Origin of the sequence: Mameliella sp. MMSF_3455 (assembly GCF_030733205.1) — a bacterium.
GTDB lineage: Bacteria > Pseudomonadota > Alphaproteobacteria > Rhodobacterales > Rhodobacteraceae > Antarctobacter.
On record NZ_JASHJL010000020.1, the window covers coordinates 38,573 to 55,432 of the forward strand.

The 16,860-nt window shown below is 64.9% G+C and carries 13 protein-coding genes; 12 read left to right on the forward strand and 1 reads right to left on the reverse strand.

What is annotated here, in order from left to right:
• Nucleotides 1-57 precede the first annotated feature (57 nt).
• The 6 genes from RBB42_RS15560 to RBB42_RS15585 all read left to right on the forward strand — a co-directional run bounded on the left by RBB42_RS15560 (nt 58) and on the right by RBB42_RS15585 (nt 7,903).
• Nucleotides 58-873, forward strand: coding sequence for an ABC transporter substrate-binding protein (locus RBB42_RS15560; protein WP_371931765.1), 816 nt, complete (start codon nt 58-60; stop codon nt 871-873).
• A 96-nt stretch (nt 874-969) separates the two neighbouring features.
• Entirely contained in the window at nt 970-1,782 is an 813-nt protein-coding gene (locus RBB42_RS15565) for an amino acid ABC transporter permease (RefSeq protein ID WP_305971421.1), read from the forward strand.
• A complete protein-coding gene (locus RBB42_RS15570; RefSeq protein ID WP_305971422.1) occupies nt 1,782-2,510 on the forward strand; it encodes an amino acid ABC transporter ATP-binding protein in 729 nt (242 codons plus the stop codon). The genes RBB42_RS15565 and RBB42_RS15570 overlap by 1 nt, the downstream gene beginning before the upstream one ends.
• A gap of 171 nt (nt 2,511-2,681) precedes the next feature.
• Nucleotides 2,682-4,544, forward strand: a complete 1,863-nt coding sequence (locus tag RBB42_RS15575; RefSeq protein WP_305971423.1) for an SH3 domain-containing protein — start codon at nt 2,682-2,684, stop codon at nt 4,542-4,544.
• 43 nt (nt 4,545-4,587) lie between these two features.
• Nucleotides 4,588-7,092: a DUF4384 domain-containing protein gene (locus RBB42_RS15580; RefSeq protein WP_305971424.1), complete on the forward strand. Its 2,505-nt coding sequence runs from the start codon at nt 4,588-4,590 to the stop codon at nt 7,090-7,092.
• A 13-nt stretch (nt 7,093-7,105) separates the two neighbouring features.
• The gene (locus tag RBB42_RS15585) at nt 7,106-7,903 is read left to right on the forward strand and encodes an OmpA family protein (RefSeq protein ID WP_305971425.1); all 798 of its coding nucleotides are present in this window, start codon (nt 7,106-7,108) and stop codon (nt 7,901-7,903) included.
• Between the two features lie 234 nt (nt 7,904-8,137).
• Here the strand turns inward: RBB42_RS15585 and RBB42_RS15590 are convergent, their stop codons facing one another.
• Nucleotides 8,138-9,262: a Gfo/Idh/MocA family protein gene (locus tag RBB42_RS15590; protein WP_305971426.1), complete on the reverse strand. Its 1,125-nt coding sequence runs from the start codon at nt 9,260-9,262 to the stop codon at nt 8,138-8,140.
• Between the two features lie 134 nt (nt 9,263-9,396).
• On the opposite strand from RBB42_RS15590, the gene RBB42_RS15595 reads away from it, so the two are divergent.
• The 6 genes from RBB42_RS15595 to RBB42_RS15620 all read left to right on the forward strand — a co-directional run bounded on the left by RBB42_RS15595 (nt 9,397) and on the right by RBB42_RS15620 (nt 16,844).
• Nucleotides 9,397-10,428 carry a LacI family DNA-binding transcriptional regulator gene (locus RBB42_RS15595; protein WP_305971427.1) on the forward strand — a complete coding sequence of 344 codons (1,032 nt, stop codon included), beginning with the start codon at nt 9,397-9,399 and terminating at the stop codon, nt 10,426-10,428.
• A gap of 363 nt (nt 10,429-10,791) precedes the next feature.
• Nucleotides 10,792-12,690 (forward strand): bifunctional 5-dehydro-2-deoxygluconokinase/5-dehydro-2-deoxyphosphogluconate aldolase, encoded by a 1,899-nt coding sequence (locus RBB42_RS15600; protein WP_306043729.1) that lies wholly within the window; start codon nt 10,792-10,794, stop codon nt 12,688-12,690.
• Between the two features lie 3 nt (nt 12,691-12,693).
• Nucleotides 12,694-14,514, forward strand: coding sequence for a 3D-(3,5/4)-trihydroxycyclohexane-1,2-dione acylhydrolase (decyclizing) (iolD, locus tag RBB42_RS15605; RefSeq protein ID WP_305971429.1), 1,821 nt, complete (start codon nt 12,694-12,696; stop codon nt 14,512-14,514).
• 45 nt (nt 14,515-14,559) lie between these two features.
• The gene (gene iolE / locus RBB42_RS15610; protein WP_305971430.1) at nt 14,560-15,459 is read left to right on the forward strand and encodes a myo-inosose-2 dehydratase; all 900 of its coding nucleotides are present in this window, start codon (nt 14,560-14,562) and stop codon (nt 15,457-15,459) included.
• 3 nt (nt 15,460-15,462) lie between these two features.
• Nucleotides 15,463-15,681: a hypothetical protein gene (locus RBB42_RS15615; protein WP_305971431.1), complete on the forward strand. Its 219-nt coding sequence runs from the start codon at nt 15,463-15,465 to the stop codon at nt 15,679-15,681.
• A complete protein-coding gene (locus RBB42_RS15620; RefSeq protein ID WP_305971432.1) occupies nt 15,678-16,844 on the forward strand; it encodes a phytanoyl-CoA dioxygenase family protein in 1,167 nt (388 codons plus the stop codon). The genes RBB42_RS15615 and RBB42_RS15620 overlap by 4 nt, the downstream gene beginning before the upstream one ends.
• Nucleotides 16,845-16,860: the final 16 nt, after the last annotated feature.

The following is a 16,860-nucleotide window of genomic DNA, read 5'->3' on the forward strand; positions in this document are numbered from 1 at the left end:
CAAGCGGCGCGGGTGCGGCAACTGTGCCACCAGCCAAAACCGACAGGGGGATTTCCGATGAAACTCATGACATTCACCGCGCTGGCCTGCGGCCTTGCGGGTGCCGCGCTGGCCCAGGACGACTGTGCCGCCGGCAAGACCCTGACAGACGGCGTGCTGACCATCGCCACCGGCAATCCCGCCTATTATCCTTGGGTGCTGGATGACGCCCCCGAAAGCGGCAAGGGCTTCGAGGCGGCGGTGGCCTATGCGCTGGCCGAGGAAATGGGATTTACCGCCGACCAGGTCACCTGGGTGCGCACGTCCTTTGACCAGTCGATCCAACCCGGCGCCAAGAATTTCGACGTCAACCTGCAACAGTTCTCGATCACCGAGGAACGCGAGAAGATCGTCGATTTCTCCGATCCCTACTACAGTTCCGCGATGGCGGTCCTGACCACGCAATCCGTGGTCGATGGCGGGGCGCAACCGACCGTGGCCAGCCTGAAAACCCTGCTCTGGGGGGCTGATGCCAACACCACCGCCGTACCGATGCTGATGGATCTGATCGGCCCGGACAAGCAGCCGATGCTTTACGACGACAACGTCGACGTCACCGCCGCCATGCAGGCTGGCCAGATCGACGCCGCGCTCTTTGACCTGCCGACCGCGCTTTATCTCTCTGCCGTGGTGGTGGAAAACGGCACGATCCTCGGCCAGTTCCCGCCGGAACGCAGCGACAACCCGGACCAGTTCGGCCTGTTGATGGAAGAAGGCAGCCCGCTCAAGACCTGCGTCAACGAGGCCCTGGCCGCGCTTAAGGACAGCGGCAAGCTGGCCGAGATCGAGGCGGAGTGGCTGCAGGACGCCACCGGCGTTCCGGTCATCGAGTAATCGCCAGACGCCCCCCGGCGTTCTTGGCTTTCCAAGTACCTCGGGGGAGCGGGGCAGAGCCCTCTGCCCCGCTCCCCCTCGCCTGACGGACAATTGATGCCCACCCGCAGACAGATCTTCGAGACCCGCCAGCGCAGACGCGCAAACCTGATCGCCGCCGGTTCGACCCTGGCGGTTGTCTTGGCCATCGTCCTCCTGGTGCCGCTCGCGCCCGGCTGGGACCGCGTCCAGCGCAGCTTTTTCAACGGTGAGGTCTTTGCCAAGACCTTTCCGGGCCTGCTCGAGGCCTTCCTGCTGGACATCGCGATCTTTGCCTGGTGCGCCCCTCTGATCGCGGCACTCGGTCTTGCGGTGGCTATTGCGCGTGACCTGCGTACGCCCGCGCTCTACCCGGTGAAACTGGCGGCAATCCTCTACACGGACATCTTTCGCGGGTTGCCGGTGATCCTGGTCATCTACCTGATCGGCTTCGGCATTCCCGGGCTTGGCCTGCCGCGCCCGTGGAATTCACCGTATATCTGGGGGTCGCTGGCACTGATCCTCGTCTACGCAGCCTATGTCGCCGAGGTCATCCGTTCGGGCATCGAGTCGATCCACGAGAGCCAGCGCGCGGCGGCGCTGTCGCTGGGCCTGTCCACGTCCGACAGCATGCGGTTCGTGATCCTGCCGCAGGCGATCCGCCGCGTGGTGCCCGCCAACATGAACCTTTTCATCGCGCTGCAAAAGGACGTGGCGCTGCTCAGCTTCATCGGCCCGGTCGAAATCTTCCGACAGGCGGGCGTCTACAAATCGCTGCTGGCGAATTTCACGCCCTACGTCGGCGCCGCGCTGATTTTCTTGGCGATCACGATCCCCGCGACCCGCTATGCCGACCACCTCATGAACCGCCAGCGCAAGGCCCGCAGCTGATGACGACACTGTCCCTGAAAAACGTCCGCAAGAGCTTTGGCGGCAACGACGTCCTGCGCGGCATCGACCTGGACATCACCACGGGTCAGATGATCTGCCTGATCGGCGCATCCGGGTCCGGCAAGTCCACGCTGCTGCGCTGTCTGAACCTGCTGGAACCGATCGACGACGGCACCATCACGCTCGACGGCACGGACATCTCCGAGCCCGGCTTCAACCCGCAGCCGGTGCGCCAGCGCATCGGCATGGTCTTCCAGAGCTACAACCTGTTCCCCCACATGACGGCGATGGACAACGCCATGCTGGCACCGCGCCGCATCCACGGCCTCGGCCGGGCCGAACTGGAACCGCGAATTGCCGAGCTTTTCACCCGTTTCGGCCTGGGCGAACGGATGCAGCACTATCCCGACCAGTTGTCCGGCGGGCAGCAACAGCGGGTCGCCATCGTGCGGGCACTGGCCATGCGGCCAGAAATCATGCTGTTCGACGAAATCACATCGGCGCTGGACCCCGAACTGGTGGGCGAGGTGCTGGACGTTCTGCGGCAACTCAGGACCGAAGGCATGACGATGGTCCTTGCAACGCACGAGATGGGTTTTGCGCGCGAATTGGCGGACACGGTCTGCTTTCTCGACCAGGGCCGCATTCTCGAATCCGGCCCGCCCTCACAGGTCTTCGGTGCGCCGCAAGAGGCCCGCACGCGGGCCTTCCTGTCCCGCGTCTTGTAGGCCTCGGGCACGCCTACCCCGCCTGCACCCTCTCAAATGCCCGAATTTGCCCGACTTTTTGCAGGGTCGGGTTTTCCTTCGTTGACGCAACGGCCCCTTCTGAACAAACTGAAATCATCTTGTTGATGAACCTTTTTTCGAAGGACTGATACCGTGCGTACCGCCGCTGCATTGTCCACACTGATCACCGCGCTGGGGCTGGCTGCCTTTGCGCCCGTTCAGACCCGGGCGCAGGAGTTCGTCGGCTTCGACCGGACGAGCTTTGGCAGTGTCGTTCTGCGCCGCAACCAGGCGGCTGGCGGCGGCAGTGACATCAACTTCGAACTGGCGGTCGGCGCATACAACAACGAGCCGATCCTGAACTACTCGCCCAACAGCGTTTTTTCCAAGATGGGGCTGGCCGTGGGCCGCCTGGACATCCTGACGGATACCGGCGTCTATCCCTGCACCGCCTTCATCGTGGACGACAAGCACATCCTGACCAATCACCACTGCGTGCCCGGCATCCTCGACAATGAACGCGCCGGCGCCACACGGATCGACTCGATCCTCTTCGTGGCCGGCTACCGCCAGCCCGGCGTCGACGAAGGCACACGGCGCTATACCGTCGTGCCGACGCCGGTCGAAACCTCCAAGGAACTCGATTACGCCGTGCTCGAGGTGATCGGTGATCCTTCGGCCGATTACGGCACGCTGGACCTGGCCGCCGTCACCCCGCAGGACAACGATCCCTACTGGGTCATCGGCCACCCGATGGGTGAGGCCCAACGCATCAGCCGCGAGAAATGCCGCGCCAATTCGCCGGCCCTGTCGAACCGCCAGTTGCTGCACACCTGCGACACGCTGCCGGGCAACTCAGGCTCACCGGTGATCGACGCCTCCCTGCAAAAGGTTGTCGGCCTGCATCATGCCGGGTCGAACCGCGACGCGGTCAACTATGCCATACCGATGGCCGATATCCTGGCCCAGTCACAGGTGCTCAAGGCTGCCGTCGTGCCCGGTGCCCCCGATCCGGTCACGCCGCCGGCACCGGCGCCCAGCGACGAAGACAGCAGCCGGCCGCTGCCCCCGGAGGAAGTCGCACCAGAGCTCGCCCTTTGCGACGCGCTCTATGCCGAGGCCAAGGAATTCGGCGAATGCTTTGCCTACGAGGCCTACCTGCAGGTCTGCGGCGACCATAATTATTCGATCCTGGCCAAGTCCTTCGTCGCGCGTCAGTGCACCGTTGCCGACACGCCCAAGGAGCCGGTGCCCCCGGTGGTCGATACCCGTCCCGACGAGCCGCTGCTGTGGTGGTGCACCTCGCCCAACCTCAACACCACCGAACGCACGATCTGCGGCGACCGCTATCTTGCCGGCCTCGACGAGGAAATGGAGCGCGCCTACAAGAATCCCGCTCGCCCGGTGAGCGCCTCGGACCAGCAGACCTGGCGCATCAACACCCGCGACCGCTGTGGCGCAAACACCGACTGCATCTCGCGCGTGGTGATCGACCGGATCACCTACCTCAAGACGCCGGAAAAGGTGGTGACACCGCCGCCCAGCCGCACCGTCCCGATGTACGTCACCGGGACCGACAACCTGAACGTTCGCTCCGGACCGGGCACGCAATACGGCGTCATCAACCGGATCGACTTTGGCGACAAGGTGACCGTGCTGGACCGGAACGGCGGCTGGAGCAACGTGCGCCTTTCCAACGGTCAGGACGGCTGGGTCTCGAACCGCTACCTCGCCTCGGACAAGCCGCGCCAGCGTCCGGTAACGCAATGCACCGCCACGGTGGTGAACCTGAACCACTACAACAGCCGGACCCGCCGCGACGGCAGCGGCTTCCTGAACATCCGGACACAAGCCAGTACCCGCGGCCGGATCATCTCCGAGACTTATCTTGGCGACACTCTCAGAGTGCTGAACCACAGCGGCAACTGGGCCCAGGTCCGCTGCCTGTCGGGACAGTGCCGCAATCCCCATCGGGGCAGTGGCGGAGTGACCGGCTGGGCCTCGAAGAAGTACCTCTCGATCCGGTGCCAATAGTTCGAATTTCACCCCAATCCCTCTTTGAACAGGAGAAGATGTTATGCAACCCAACGACCTGATGAAGGTGAGCGTCATCGCCCTGACCGCTGCCTTCGCCCTGCCCGCTTCGGCGCAGGATCAGACCAAGCTGATCGATCCTGAAGACGTCGATTACGCCCTGCCGGCGGACGCGACCGCCCAGGAAAAGGCCGCATACGCGGTCCTGGACAAATACTGTGCCGACTGCCACCAGCAGGGCGCACTTGGCGACGGGCTGACCACGCCGAAGGCGGGCTTCGGCCACGTCCTCGACCTGCGCCGCCTGTCCAACGACCCCAAGTTCGTGGCCGTGGGCGAACCGTCCAAGTCCAAGCTGTACCAGGTCATCACCGGCGGCGCGCCGGCGATGCCGGACAACTGCTGGGACCCCAGCTGCGTGCCGAACGAGGCCGAGCTGCAACAGCTTCAGGACTGGATCGTCGCGCTGGGTGACCTGGCCCCCGAGCCGCGCACCTACATTTCGCTGGCCGAGATGTATGCGATGGCCCATGCCGACATGCAGAGCCTGCCGACCAACCGTCGCGACCGCGTCCGCTATATCTCGATGCGGCCGATGTGGAACGACCCGGATGTCACAGACGAAAACTACACCGCCTACCTGGCTGCAACCGTCAAGCTGCTGAACGCGCTGAGCTGGAACCCCAACGTCTACAAGTTCGAAAAGGTCGACGATCACGGCATTCTGCTGCGCGTCTTCCTGCCCGATCTCGACTGGACGCACGAAACCTGGGGCTACCTCGAAGCCAAGTATCCCTACGGCATGGAAAGCGACACCGACCCTTACCTGGGTTCACTGCAGCACCTGGCCGGAACCAAGATCCCGGTCATCCGCGCCGATTGGTTCGCCGCGACCGCGTCGGTCTCGCCCCTGTACTATGACATGCTGGGCCTGCCGGATACCGTGGCCGGGCTGGAAAAGCTGCTGAACCTCGACATGAAGAAGAACATCCTGAACGAGCAGGTCGTCCGCGCCGGCTTCCAGGACTCGGGCGTGTCGACACACAACCGCCTGATCGAACGGCACCCGATGGGCACCGGTTTCTTCTGGACCTCCTATGACTTTGCCGGATCGGCCAAACGCCAGAGCTTCTTCGAGTTCCCGCTGGGTCCGACAGAGGCCTACGGCCCCGATCTTGCCTTCCTGCATGACGGCGGCGAGTCGATCTTCACCCTGCCCAACGGCTTTCACGCCTACTACCTCAACACCGCCGAAGGTGATCGTCTGAACGTCGGCCCGACCTCGATCGTGCGCGACACCGATTATCCCGACGGCACCGGCGAGGTGGTCAACGGCATCTCGTGCATTTCGTGCCACTCCAAGGGCATGCGGTTCAACGACGACACCGTGCGTGACGTCGCCCTGAACAACCTGTCCCTGTCGGCCTCGGCGCGTCAGACCATCGACGCGATCTATCCGGGCAAGGACGTGGTGAACGAGTATTTCCAGCGTGACATGGAGGCCTTCCTGGCCACCCTGGAGAGCGCCGGGATCGAACCGGACACCAAGGCCGCCGGACTGGAACCGGTGCGCGGCCTCTTTGTCTATCACGTCGACTACTTCATCGACTTCGACCAGGCGGCCAACGAACTGGGCCTGACCTCGGATGCGCTGCGCAGCCGCATGGCCTTTGCCGGACACGAGATGGCCAGCTTGCTGACCCGTCTCGACACCTCGCCGATCGCGCGGGATGAATGGACGGCGGCCTACCCGGTCCTGCTTGAGAAACTGACGGACTACTACCCGTACAAGACCGACCATGTCGTGACGGCGGACCTGTCCTACTCGGTCAAGCAGGTGGTCAAGGACACCGACTACGAGCCGCCGGCCAAGAAGGTGAAGGTGGTCAAGGACGATGGCTATGTCGACACCAAGGTCGTCAAGAAGGACGCCGACTACACGCCCACGGACAAGGACTACGTCGTGACCGGCAAGGAACCGATCAAGACGCATGACGACGCCAAGAAGTACGGCGCCGATTATGACCCGGTCCAGCACTCGGCCGCGGCCCAGAGCCACCTGACCGTCTACACGGACAAGCCCACCTACAAGGTCGGAGACGAGTTGAAGGTCTTCATCGAACCGCGCCACGACTGCCGTCTGACGCTGATCTCGATCGACGACGACCACGACAGCTGCGTGCTGTACCCCTTCCCGGGCCTCGATGACATCGTCATCCCGGGCGGCACCCAGTACGTCTTCCCGCCGAAGGGCGCGCTGCGCACCTCGGAACCCGGGCTCGAGACCATCCTGGCGATCTGCAACGGTGGCGACGCGGCCATCAAGAAGGCGACCCGCGATACCTCCAAGGTGTCCTGCGCAGCCGGTCACAAGACCGTCTCCAAGGATCACTACGAAGGCATCGTCAAGGAGACCCTTGTTCTTGACCTCGACACAGGCGCCAAGGACAAGAAACACACCGCCAGCGGCGTCGACTACCGCGCCGTTTCCAAACACAACCCGGACGTGACCAAGGCCCAGATCTCGGTCGTGGTCCGCGAATACTGAGGAGATGAGAGCGATGCGAAAGCTTTTCCTGAGCGTCGCTCTCTGCCTTGGCCTGCCCCCTGCGGCAGGCCTTGCGCAGCAGGGCGAGATCTTCATCCAGGGTGACGACCCGATCATGTCGTTCAAACCCGAACCGCAAAGCGCGATGGCGCGGTGCCTTCTGAACTCGAACGCCGGCAATTGTGCCGGTGTGGACATCGACCCGGACGGAATCGCGCTGGAAAGCGCGGGACCCGGCGTGGAGTTCGAAACGCTGGTGCTGGACCTCGACAACAAGAAAGTCACTGTCAGCAAGGCTCCCCCGCCGACCCCGACCTACACCGACACGGCGAAACCCAAGCCGCAGGAACCCGTGACGGCACGCTACGACGAGCCGAAGCCGCTGGACTATGACGCGCCCGCGCCGCCCAAGACGGGCAAGGTTGTCATTCCGTCGGTCGCGATCACGATCGAGTTCGATTACGACAGCGACAATGTGCGGGCCGACCAGAGCGGCAAGATCGACACGTTGATCGCCGCGTTGAGCGATCCGGCGCTGAAGGGCACCTCCTACGCGGTCGTGGGGCATACCGATGCCGTCGGTTCGGCTGGGTACAATTGCGACCTCAGCCTGCGCCGCGCGGCCTCGGTCACGCGGATCCTCGAAGGGGCCTATGTCGGTGTGCCGCTCTACCCGGTCGGCTGGGGAGAGCACGTTCTCAAGAACGAGGCCTATCCGGATGCACCGGAGAACCGCCGCGTCACCTTCCTGCGCCTGCCCAACACGCCGGGCGCGGTGTTGCAGACCGCGACAAAGGTCTGCGAGTATTAAAATTCAGCGCCTCGCCCGTCGCCGGGCGGGGCGCATTATCTCCCCCGCTCCGGCCAGGGGCCGCAGGGCGCACGGTCTGCCCCTTGCCTGCCCCGGAACGCCCAGTCGCAGAAGATCAAAGGCTACCTTGGCGTAACCTGCGACCACGCCGCCAACCGGGCGCACCACCTCGACGACAGCCAGATCGACCTGCCGGAAATCGCCACGGAGCCTCCGAGCGTCTGAACCCGGCCCCTAGAGGGTCACCCGGGCACAGCCCTCCCGGGCACTGTCTGCGATGGCGTGGATGACACGCTCGAAGGTCAGCGCGTCCTGCATCGACGGATAGGCCTGCCCGCCGTCGCGGATGGCCGCCAGCAGGTCCCCTGCCTCGATTGTCTTGAGGTCACCAAAGCCCAACTGGTGCCCTGGGGCCGGGACGAATGCGCCGAACGGCGGATGGTCTGGCCCGGTCAGGATCGTGCGGAACCCTTGTTCCGCCTTCGGGCCCTCGTTCAGGTAGACCTGCAATTCGTTCATCCGCTCCTGCGCAAAACAGATCATGCCCTTTGTGCCGTGGATCTCCCAGTCAAGCTTGTTCTTGCGCCCCCAGGCTGACCGCGAACTGGAAATCGACCCGTGCGCGCCATTGGCAAAGCGCAAGAGCGCCGTCGCCGTATCCTCGTTTTCGACCGCGGCCCGGCCCGACCCGTCGGGCAAGGGCCGCGTTTCGTGGATGATCTGCGTATCGGCCACGAGGCTCTCGATCGGTCCGGCAAGCCCCACGACCATCGACACCAGGTGACAGCCAAGGTCGCCCAGCGTGCCAAGGCCCGCATCCTGCAGCCGAGCTCGCCAGGTCCAGGGCAGGTGGGGATCGGCCTGATAGTCCTCATCCACCCAGCCGCGCACATGCACGACACGTCCGATGCGCCCCTCGTCGATCAGCTTTTTCGCGTGCAGAAAGGCCGGATTCCGTATGTAGTTGTAGCCCACCATCGTGACGGTCCCGGCCTCTTGCGCCGCCCGGGCCATTTCTTCGGCCTCGGCCAGAGTCAGCGCCATCGGCTTTTCGCACCAGACGTGCTTTCCCGCCCGCAGCGCGGCGCAGGCCATCTCATGATGCAGGTTGTTGGGTGTGGTGATCGAGACCACGTCGACCGCCGGATCGGTGACAAGCGCGCGCCAATCGCCTGTCGCACGGGCAAAACCGAACTGGTCGGCCATCCCCGCTGCGCGGTCATCGGGCGTATCACAAAGCATCTCCAGCCGCACTTCGGGCAGGTCGCGTCCAAGAACCGCCCGCGCGGCGCCCCAGGCCAACGCATGGGTTTTTCCCATGAAGCCCGTCCCGATCAGCCCGATTCCCAGTCCTGCCATCTTGCCCTCCCGCTTCGTGCAACAGACCTAGCCGCGTGACCCGATTCTTCCCAGCCGTATTGCAAGCGGGGGATTGGATTTCTTTCAAAAACCCTCATGATGCGTGCGCAACTCATCAACCTTCGGGACATGACATGGCCAAACGTCCGACCATCACCGACCTGGCCCGCGAGGCGGGGGTCAGCGTCGCCACCGTGGACCGCGTATTGAACGGGCGCGCCAAGGTGCGCGAGGAAACCGCAAGACGCGTCTACGAGGCCGCCCAGCGGATCGGCTACCATGCCGCAGCATTGATCGGGCAACGGATGTTCGCGGATCTGCCGGAAGTGCGTTTCGGCTTTGTCTTTCCCAAGGCGCGGCAGCCGTTCTGGCAGAACGTCGCCCGCGAGATGGAGGCGGCGGTGGCGCGGGCCCCGGGCATTCGCGGCTCGATCGCGGTGGAGTTCTCACCGTCGCAAAGCCCGGGTGACATCGCGGGCCTGCTGACCGGGCTGGCGGACCGTTGTGATGCGCTGGCGGCCTCGGCGGTCAACCACGTCCAGATCACCGATACCGTCGCCCAGCTGCAGGCGCAGGGGGTGCCTTGTTTTGCCATGCTCAACGATTTCGCGCAGGGCGTGCGACATGGTTACATCGGCCTGAACAACATGAAGGCCGGGCGCATCGCCGCCCACATGATGTTCCGCACGGTCGCCAACCCCGGCAAGCTGGCGGTCTTTGTCGGCGGTTATCGCTGGCATGGGCACGAGCTGCGCGAGACAGGTTTCAGGAGCTATTTCAGGGAGTTCGCCCCCGAATTCCGAATCCTCGACACGATGGTCAACCTGGAGACACGGCAACTGACCTACGAAACCACGCTTGAGCTTTTGCAGCGGCATCCGGATCTCAAGGGACTTTATTGTTCAGGCGGCGGTATGGAGGGCGCGATTGCGGCCCTGCGCGAGGCGCGCGCGCCGGGGCAGGTCACGCTGATCCTGCACGAGTTGATCCCCGAGTCGCGCGCGGCGCTGGCGGATCGTTATGCGGAAATGTCGATTGCGACGCCCCTGGAACAGCTGTGCAATGACACCGTGGCATTGATGATTTCCGCCGTGCAGCAACAGGAAAGCGCCACCCCCGGACAGCATTTCATGCGCCCCGATCTCTACCTGCCGGAGTCGGTCTGACCGCGCCGGACGGGCCGGCGGCGCTTGTACGTTTTGTACAAAACGTACGGCGTTTTCTGAATTTTGTACAAAACCCGCAGACCCTTGGACTCACCCCGTCAGCGCGCGCTGCCACTGTGCAGCCGAGACGTCCAGACGCGCCGGGACCGCAGGATCAGGACGGGCCGCCCGGCCACGGCTGATACGTTTTACATCATTTGGAAGAAAACCATCCCGACACCCCCATCGCGGTCCATCATGAATGAGAGGTTCCGGGAGGCGAGGAATTGACCGGGGGCCTCGCCCGGCTCAGGTTGACGCAAGGACGCGGCGCGCTGAGGAGAGCGGCGCGGATGCTTCGATGATCCGGAAAGGCAGATTGGCATGGGCAAGACCCTGGATGTGATCACCATTGGCCGGTCCTCTGTGGACCTCTATGGCGCGCAGATCGGTGGGCGGCTCGAGGACATGGCGAGCTTCAACAAGTACCTCGGCGGCTCGCCCACCAACATCGCCGCCGGGACCGCGCGGCTGGGGCTGAAATCGGCACTGATCACCCGTGTCGGGGATGAACACATGGGCCGTTTCATCACCGAGGAGCTGAAAAGGGAGGGCGTCGACACGCGCGGTGTCGTCACCGACCCGGAGCGCCTGACCGCGCTGGTGCTTCTGGGCATCCGCGACCAGGAACAGTTCCCGCTGATCTTCTACCGCGACAACTGCGCCGACATGGCGCTGTGCGAGGACGACATCGACGAGGGGTTCATCACGCAGGCACGGTCGGTTGTTGCCACGGGCACGCATCTCAGCCATCCGCACACCGAGGCGGCGGTGCTCAAGGCGCTGAGGATCGCGCGCGGGAACGGGATGCAGACGGCGCTGGACATCGACTACCGCCCGAACCTCTGGGGGTTGTCCGGGCATGGTGACGGTGAAAACCGGTTCATCGCCTCGGACGCGGTCACGGCGAAGCTGCAAAGCACGCTGCATCTGTTCGACTTGATCGTCGGCACCGAGGAGGAATTCCATATCGCCGGCGGCACCACGGACACGATCCAGGCGCTGCGCAATGTCCGCAAGGTCTCGGGCGCGACACTGGTCTGCAAGCGCGGCCCGATGGGCGCCGTCGCCTTTACCGGAGAGATCGCGGACACGCTGGACGACGGCCAGAGCGGTCCCGGCTTTCCCATCGAGGTCTTCAACGTGCTGGGCGCCGGCGACGGTTTCATGTCCGGCCTGCTGAAAGGCTGGCTGACCGACCAGGACTGGCCCACCTCCCTGACCTATGCCAACGCATGCGGCGCCTTCGCCGTCTCGCGCCACGGCTGCACCCCCGCCTATCCGTCATGGGCCGAGCTGGAGTTCTTCCTGCAGCGCGGCGTCAAGGAAAAGGCGCTGCGCAAGGACGATGTGCTGGAGCAGGTGCACTGGGCCACCAACCGCAAGGGCGACTGGTCGACCATGCGGGTCTTTGCCTTTGACCACCGGATGCAACTGGAAGAGCTGGACGGCGCCACCCCGGAAAAGATTGGCGCCTTCAAGGCGCTTTGCCTGGAGGCCTGCGCACAGGTGGCTGGCGGGCAACCCGGCTACGGACTGCTCTGTGACAGCCGCCTGGGGCGCGACGCGCTTTACCAGGCTGCCGGAACCGGCCTGTGGATCGGACGGCCGGTGGAGTGGCCGGGCTCTCGTCCACTGAGACTGGAACCGGAGATCGGCCCGGACTTTGGCGGGCTGAACGAATGGCCGCTGGAACATGTGGTCAAGGTGCTTTGTTTCTACCACCCCGACGATACACCCGAGATGCGCGCCGATCACGAGGCGACCGTGACGCGCCTGTTCCACGCCGCGCGGCGCAACCGGCTGGAATTCCTGCTGGAGGTGATCCCGTCCAAGGCCGGGCCGGTCGATGAGGATACCACGGCGAATGTGATCCGGCGGTTCTACGAACTGGGGGTCTATCCCGACTGGTGGAAGCTGGAACCGATGACATCGGATGCCGCCTGGCAAAAAACCGTGCAGGCAATCGAGGAGAACGATCCCAACACCCGTGGTATCGTGGTGCTGGGCCTGGGGGCCGAAGAGGCGGCGCTGAAGCAAAGTTTCGAGGTCGCGGCACGTTTCCCCATGGTCAAGGGCTTTGCCGTGGGCCGCACGATCTTTGCCGATGCGGCGCAGGCCTGGATGACGGGCGCCATGACCGACGCGGAAGCGGTGGCGCAAATGAAGGACAATTTCGCACGCCTCTGCGGCTACTGGGATGCCGCACGCGGGGAGGACTGAACCATGACGACGATCCGACTGACCGCCGCGCAGGCGATGGTGCGCTATCTTTCGGCGCAGATGAACGAGGATGGAGAGAGGTTCCTGGCGGGCTGCTGGGGCATCTTCGGCCACGGCAACGTCGCCGGGCTGGGCGAGGCGCTGTACCAGGCGCAGGAGGAGCTGCCCACCTTTCGCGGTCACAACGAACAGACGATGGCGCATAGCGCGATTGCCTTTGCCAAGCAGAGCGGGCGGCAACGGGCGATGATGGTGACCTCCTCGATCGGGCCGGGGGCGACCAACATGGTCACCGCCGCCGCGCTGGCGCATGTGAACCGCCTGCCGGTGCTGCTGGTGCCCGGTGACGTCTTTGCCAACCGCAGGCCGGACCCGGTGCTGCAACAGATCGAGGATTTCGAGGACGGCACCGTCTCTGCCAATGACTGTTTCCGCCCCGTCTCGCGCTATTTCGACAGGATCACCCGGCCCGAGCAGCTGCTGACCGCCCTGCCCCGCGCGATGGCCACCCTGACGGACCCGGCGCAATGCGGGCCGGTCACGCTGGCCTTTTGCCAGGACGTGCAGGCCGAGGCCTACGACTATCCGGCCAGCTTCTTTGAGCCGCACGTCTGGTATCGCCGCCGCATCCGCCCCGATCACCACGAACTGCACCGCGTGGTGGAAAAGATCCGCGCCGCCAAGCGCCCGGTGATCGTCGCCGGGGGCGGTGTGCACTACGCGGATGCCTGCGGCGACCTGCAGGGCTTTGCAGAGGCGCACAACATCCCCGTGGTCGAGACGCAGGCGGGCAAGTCGGCGCTGGCCTGGGATCACCCGCTGAACCTGGGTCCCGTGGGCGTGACCGGCGCGTCGTCGGCCAATGCGGTCTGCGGCGAGGCGGATCTTGTGCTGGGCGTGGGCACCCGGTTTCAGGATTTCACCACCGGGTCCTGGACGGTGTTCAAGAATCCGGCCGCCACGTTGGTGAGCCTGAACGTCAACGCCTATGACGCGGTCAAACATGGCGCGCTGCCCCTGCAGTCGGACGCGAAGACCGGGCTGACCGAACTGGCGCTGGAGCTGACCTCGTACCGGGCCGAGGATGTCCCGGCGCAGCTGAAACAGGACTGGTTCGCCGCCGTCGATCCGCTGACCGATGCGCCCGCCGACGGCAACCAGCTGCCCACCGACCAGCAGGTGATCGGCGCGATGCAACGTGCGAGCGGGCCGGACACCGTGGTGATGTGCGCCGCCGGCACCATGCCGGGCGAATTGCACAAGCTGTGGAAGGCCCCGCGCCCGGGCGCCTATCACATGGAATACGGCTTTTCCTGCATGGGCTACGAGATCGCCGGCGCCATGGGCATCAAGATGGCCCAACCGGGGCGCGACGTCGTCTGCATGCTGGGCGACGGCAGCTACATGATGGCCAATTCCGAGCTGGCGACAGCGGTCGCGATGGGCACCAAGATCACGCTCGTGATCACCGACAACCGCGGCTTTGGCTGCATCAACCGGTTGCAGATGGGCACCGGCGGGGCCGAGTTCAACAATCTCCTCGACCACTCCAGCGCGGCGCAGAGCAATATCGATTTCGCCGCCCATGCCGCCAGCATGGGGGCGGCGGCCATCCACGTCCAGACCATCGCCGAACTGGAAGAGGCGATGAAACGCGCCGCCGATGCCGCAGGCCCGTTTGTCGTGGTGATCGACACGGACCCCTACCCCAGCACGCCGCACGGCGGTCACTGGTGGGACGTGGCCGTGCCCGAGGTCTCGCCCCGCGAGGAGGTGACCGAGGCCCGCAAGGGATATGAGGCCCAGCTCAAGGAACGCATCTGACAGGACCGGCCCGCACGGCCCCTGCCCCAAAGGAAAGACACGCCAATGATCCGCTACGGCACCAACCCCATCGCCTGGGCCAACGACGACGACCAGACGCTGGGCGCCCATATCCCGACCGACCAGATCCTGTCACAGGCCGCCTCGATCGGCTTTGAGGGGATCGAGGGCGGCCACCGCTGGCCCGCCGATCCGCAGGCGCTCAAGGACCTGCTGGGCAGCCACGGGCTTGTCCTGCCATCGGCCTGGTATTCGCTCGAGCTTTGCGCCCGTTCCGTCGAGGACGAGAAGACGGCGATCCAGCCGCACCTGGACATGTTGAAGACCAACGGCTGTTCGGTCTGCATCGCTGCCGAATGTTCCAACACGGTGCACGGCTCGAAGGAGACACCCGTGTCGCAGCGCCCCCGGCTCTCTGCGGACGAGATGGCCAGCTATGGCGCCAAGCTGGAGGAGATAGCGCAGTTCTGCGCCGACCAGGGGCTGACGCTGGTCTATCACCACCACATGGGCACCATCATCGAAAGCCCCGAGGACATCGACGGGCTGATGGCCGCCACCGGCCCCGCGACGCACCTGCTGTTCGACACCGGACATTGCCATTTCGGCGGCGGAGACCCGGCAGCGGTTCTGGCCCGCCACGCCCCCCGCGTGCGCCATTTCCACGCCAAGAACGTGCGTCAGGACATCATGAACCAGGTCCGGGGCGAGGACCTGACCTTTCTCGAAGGCGTGCGCAGGGGCGTCTTCACCGTGCCCGGCGATGCCGAGGGCGCGATCGACTTTGCCCCCTGCCTGCAGATCCTGTCCGACACCGGATACGAGGGCTGGCTGGTGATCGAGGCCGAACAGGACCCCGATCTGCGTGACCCGATGAAATACCAGACCCTTGGCCTGACCACGCTGCGGGAGACAGCGCGCGCCACTGGGTTGGACAGGGGCTGACCCATGTTCGACGTCCAGCATCCCTTCTTCATCCCGCTCTGGCGCCGCATCTTTGTGGTGGCCGCCTGCCTGGGCTGGGCGCTGCTGGAACTCAGCTGGGGCAACCCCGGCTGGTCGATCCTGTTCGGCGCCATCGGGGTCTATTGCGCGCACCAGTTCTTTGTCGCCTTCGACGCCGAGGCGATCCGGAAGAAGTACACCGACGAAGGAGGATCGTCATGAAAGACACGGCTTATTTCGACGTCACGTCCTGTGACCTTGCTGAATTTGCCCGGCTGACCGGACAGAGCCTCTCTGCCGCGGACCTTCGATTTGCCTCGGCGGTGGAAAAGAACGTGCCGGTCTATGACGTGGCCTCGCTGCAGGCGACACTGGGCGATCCCGCCCAGCGCGCCGAGTTGCTGGCCGAATGGGGCTTTGTCCTGGGCCGATCCGCCGGCGTCCTGGCGCTGAAAGGCGCCTATGCGGACACTGCCCCCGTCGACGCGGCCACCGCCGTCTTCAACCGGATCATCGCCCGCGAGAGCGAGGCCGGACTGGGCGCAGGCGACCATTTCGCCAAGGCCGGGTCGAACGCCCGCATCTGGAATTCGCTGCAGAAACACTGTCTCGAAGATCCCGAGGGCTTTGCGCTCTACTATGGCAACCCGGCGATCGCGGCGGTCTGCGAGGCCTGGCTTGGGCCTTTCTACCAGATGACCGCGCAGGTGAACCTCGTGCGCCCCGGCGGGCAGGCCCAATCGGCGCACCGCGACTATCACCTTGGCTTTCAGACCGCCGAGGTGGCCGCGCGATTCCCGGCCCATGTGCATGACCTTTCGGCGGTGATGACCCTGCAGGGCGCCGTGGCCCATTGCGACATGCCCATCGAAAGCGGCCCGACGAAACTGCTGCCCTTCTCGCAATTGTTCCGCCCCGGCTACATGGCCTACCGGCGCGAGGATTTCCGAGAGTTCTTCGAGGAGAAACATATCCAGTTGCCCTTGGCCAAGGGCGACGCGGTTTTCTTCAATCCGGCCCTGTTTCATGCGGCGGGCGAGAACCGCAGCACCGACATCGAACGCATGGCAAACCTGCTGCAGGTGTCCTCGGCGTTTGGCCGTGCGATGGAGACGGTGGACCGGACGGCCATGAGCCGCACGCTTTACCCCGCGATCCAGACGTTGCGCGCCGCCGGGCGCCTCGGGGACGAAGCGCTGGCCGCCGCCGTGGGCGCCGCCGCCGAGGGCTATTCCTTTCCCACCAACCTCGACAGCGACCCGCCGCTGGGCGGCCTGGCCCCGGAAACCCAGAGCGCCCTGTTCCACCGGGCCCTGTCCGAAGACCTTACTCCCGCGGAATTCGCACAGGCGCTTGCAGAGCAGGACGCGCGCCGCCAACCCTGATCCAAGGAAGACCAGC

Bases quoted from the DNA above. Each gene is read 5' to 3' on its own strand.
- RBB42_RS15560 (WP_371931765.1), top strand. From the start codon at position 58: ATGAAACTCATGACATTCACCGCGCTGGCCTGCGGCCTTGCGGGTGCC.
- RBB42_RS15565 (WP_305971421.1), top strand. From the start codon at position 970: ATGCCCACCCGCAGACAGATCTTCGAGACCCGCCAGCGCAGACGCGCA.
- RBB42_RS15570 (WP_305971422.1), top strand. From the start codon at position 1,782: ATGACGACACTGTCCCTGAAAAACGTCCGCAAGAGCTTTGGCGGCAAC.
- RBB42_RS15580 (WP_305971424.1), top strand. From the start codon at position 4,588: ATGCAACCCAACGACCTGATGAAGGTGAGCGTCATCGCCCTGACCGCT.
- RBB42_RS15585 (WP_305971425.1), top strand. From the start codon at position 7,106: ATGCGAAAGCTTTTCCTGAGCGTCGCTCTCTGCCTTGGCCTGCCCCCT.
- RBB42_RS15590 (WP_305971426.1), bottom strand. From the start codon at position 9,262: ATGGCAGGACTGGGAATCGGGCTGATCGGGACGGGCTTCATGGGAAAA.
- RBB42_RS15595 (WP_305971427.1), top strand. From the start codon at position 9,397: ATGGCCAAACGTCCGACCATCACCGACCTGGCCCGCGAGGCGGGGGTC.
- RBB42_RS15600 (WP_306043729.1), top strand. From the start codon at position 10,792: ATGGGCAAGACCCTGGATGTGATCACCATTGGCCGGTCCTCTGTGGAC.
- iolD (WP_305971429.1), top strand. From the start codon at position 12,694: ATGACGACGATCCGACTGACCGCCGCGCAGGCGATGGTGCGCTATCTT.
- iolE (WP_305971430.1), top strand. From the start codon at position 14,560: ATGATCCGCTACGGCACCAACCCCATCGCCTGGGCCAACGACGACGAC.
- RBB42_RS15615 (WP_305971431.1), top strand. From the start codon at position 15,463: ATGTTCGACGTCCAGCATCCCTTCTTCATCCCGCTCTGGCGCCGCATC.
- RBB42_RS15620 (WP_305971432.1), top strand. From the start codon at position 15,678: ATGAAAGACACGGCTTATTTCGACGTCACGTCCTGTGACCTTGCTGAA.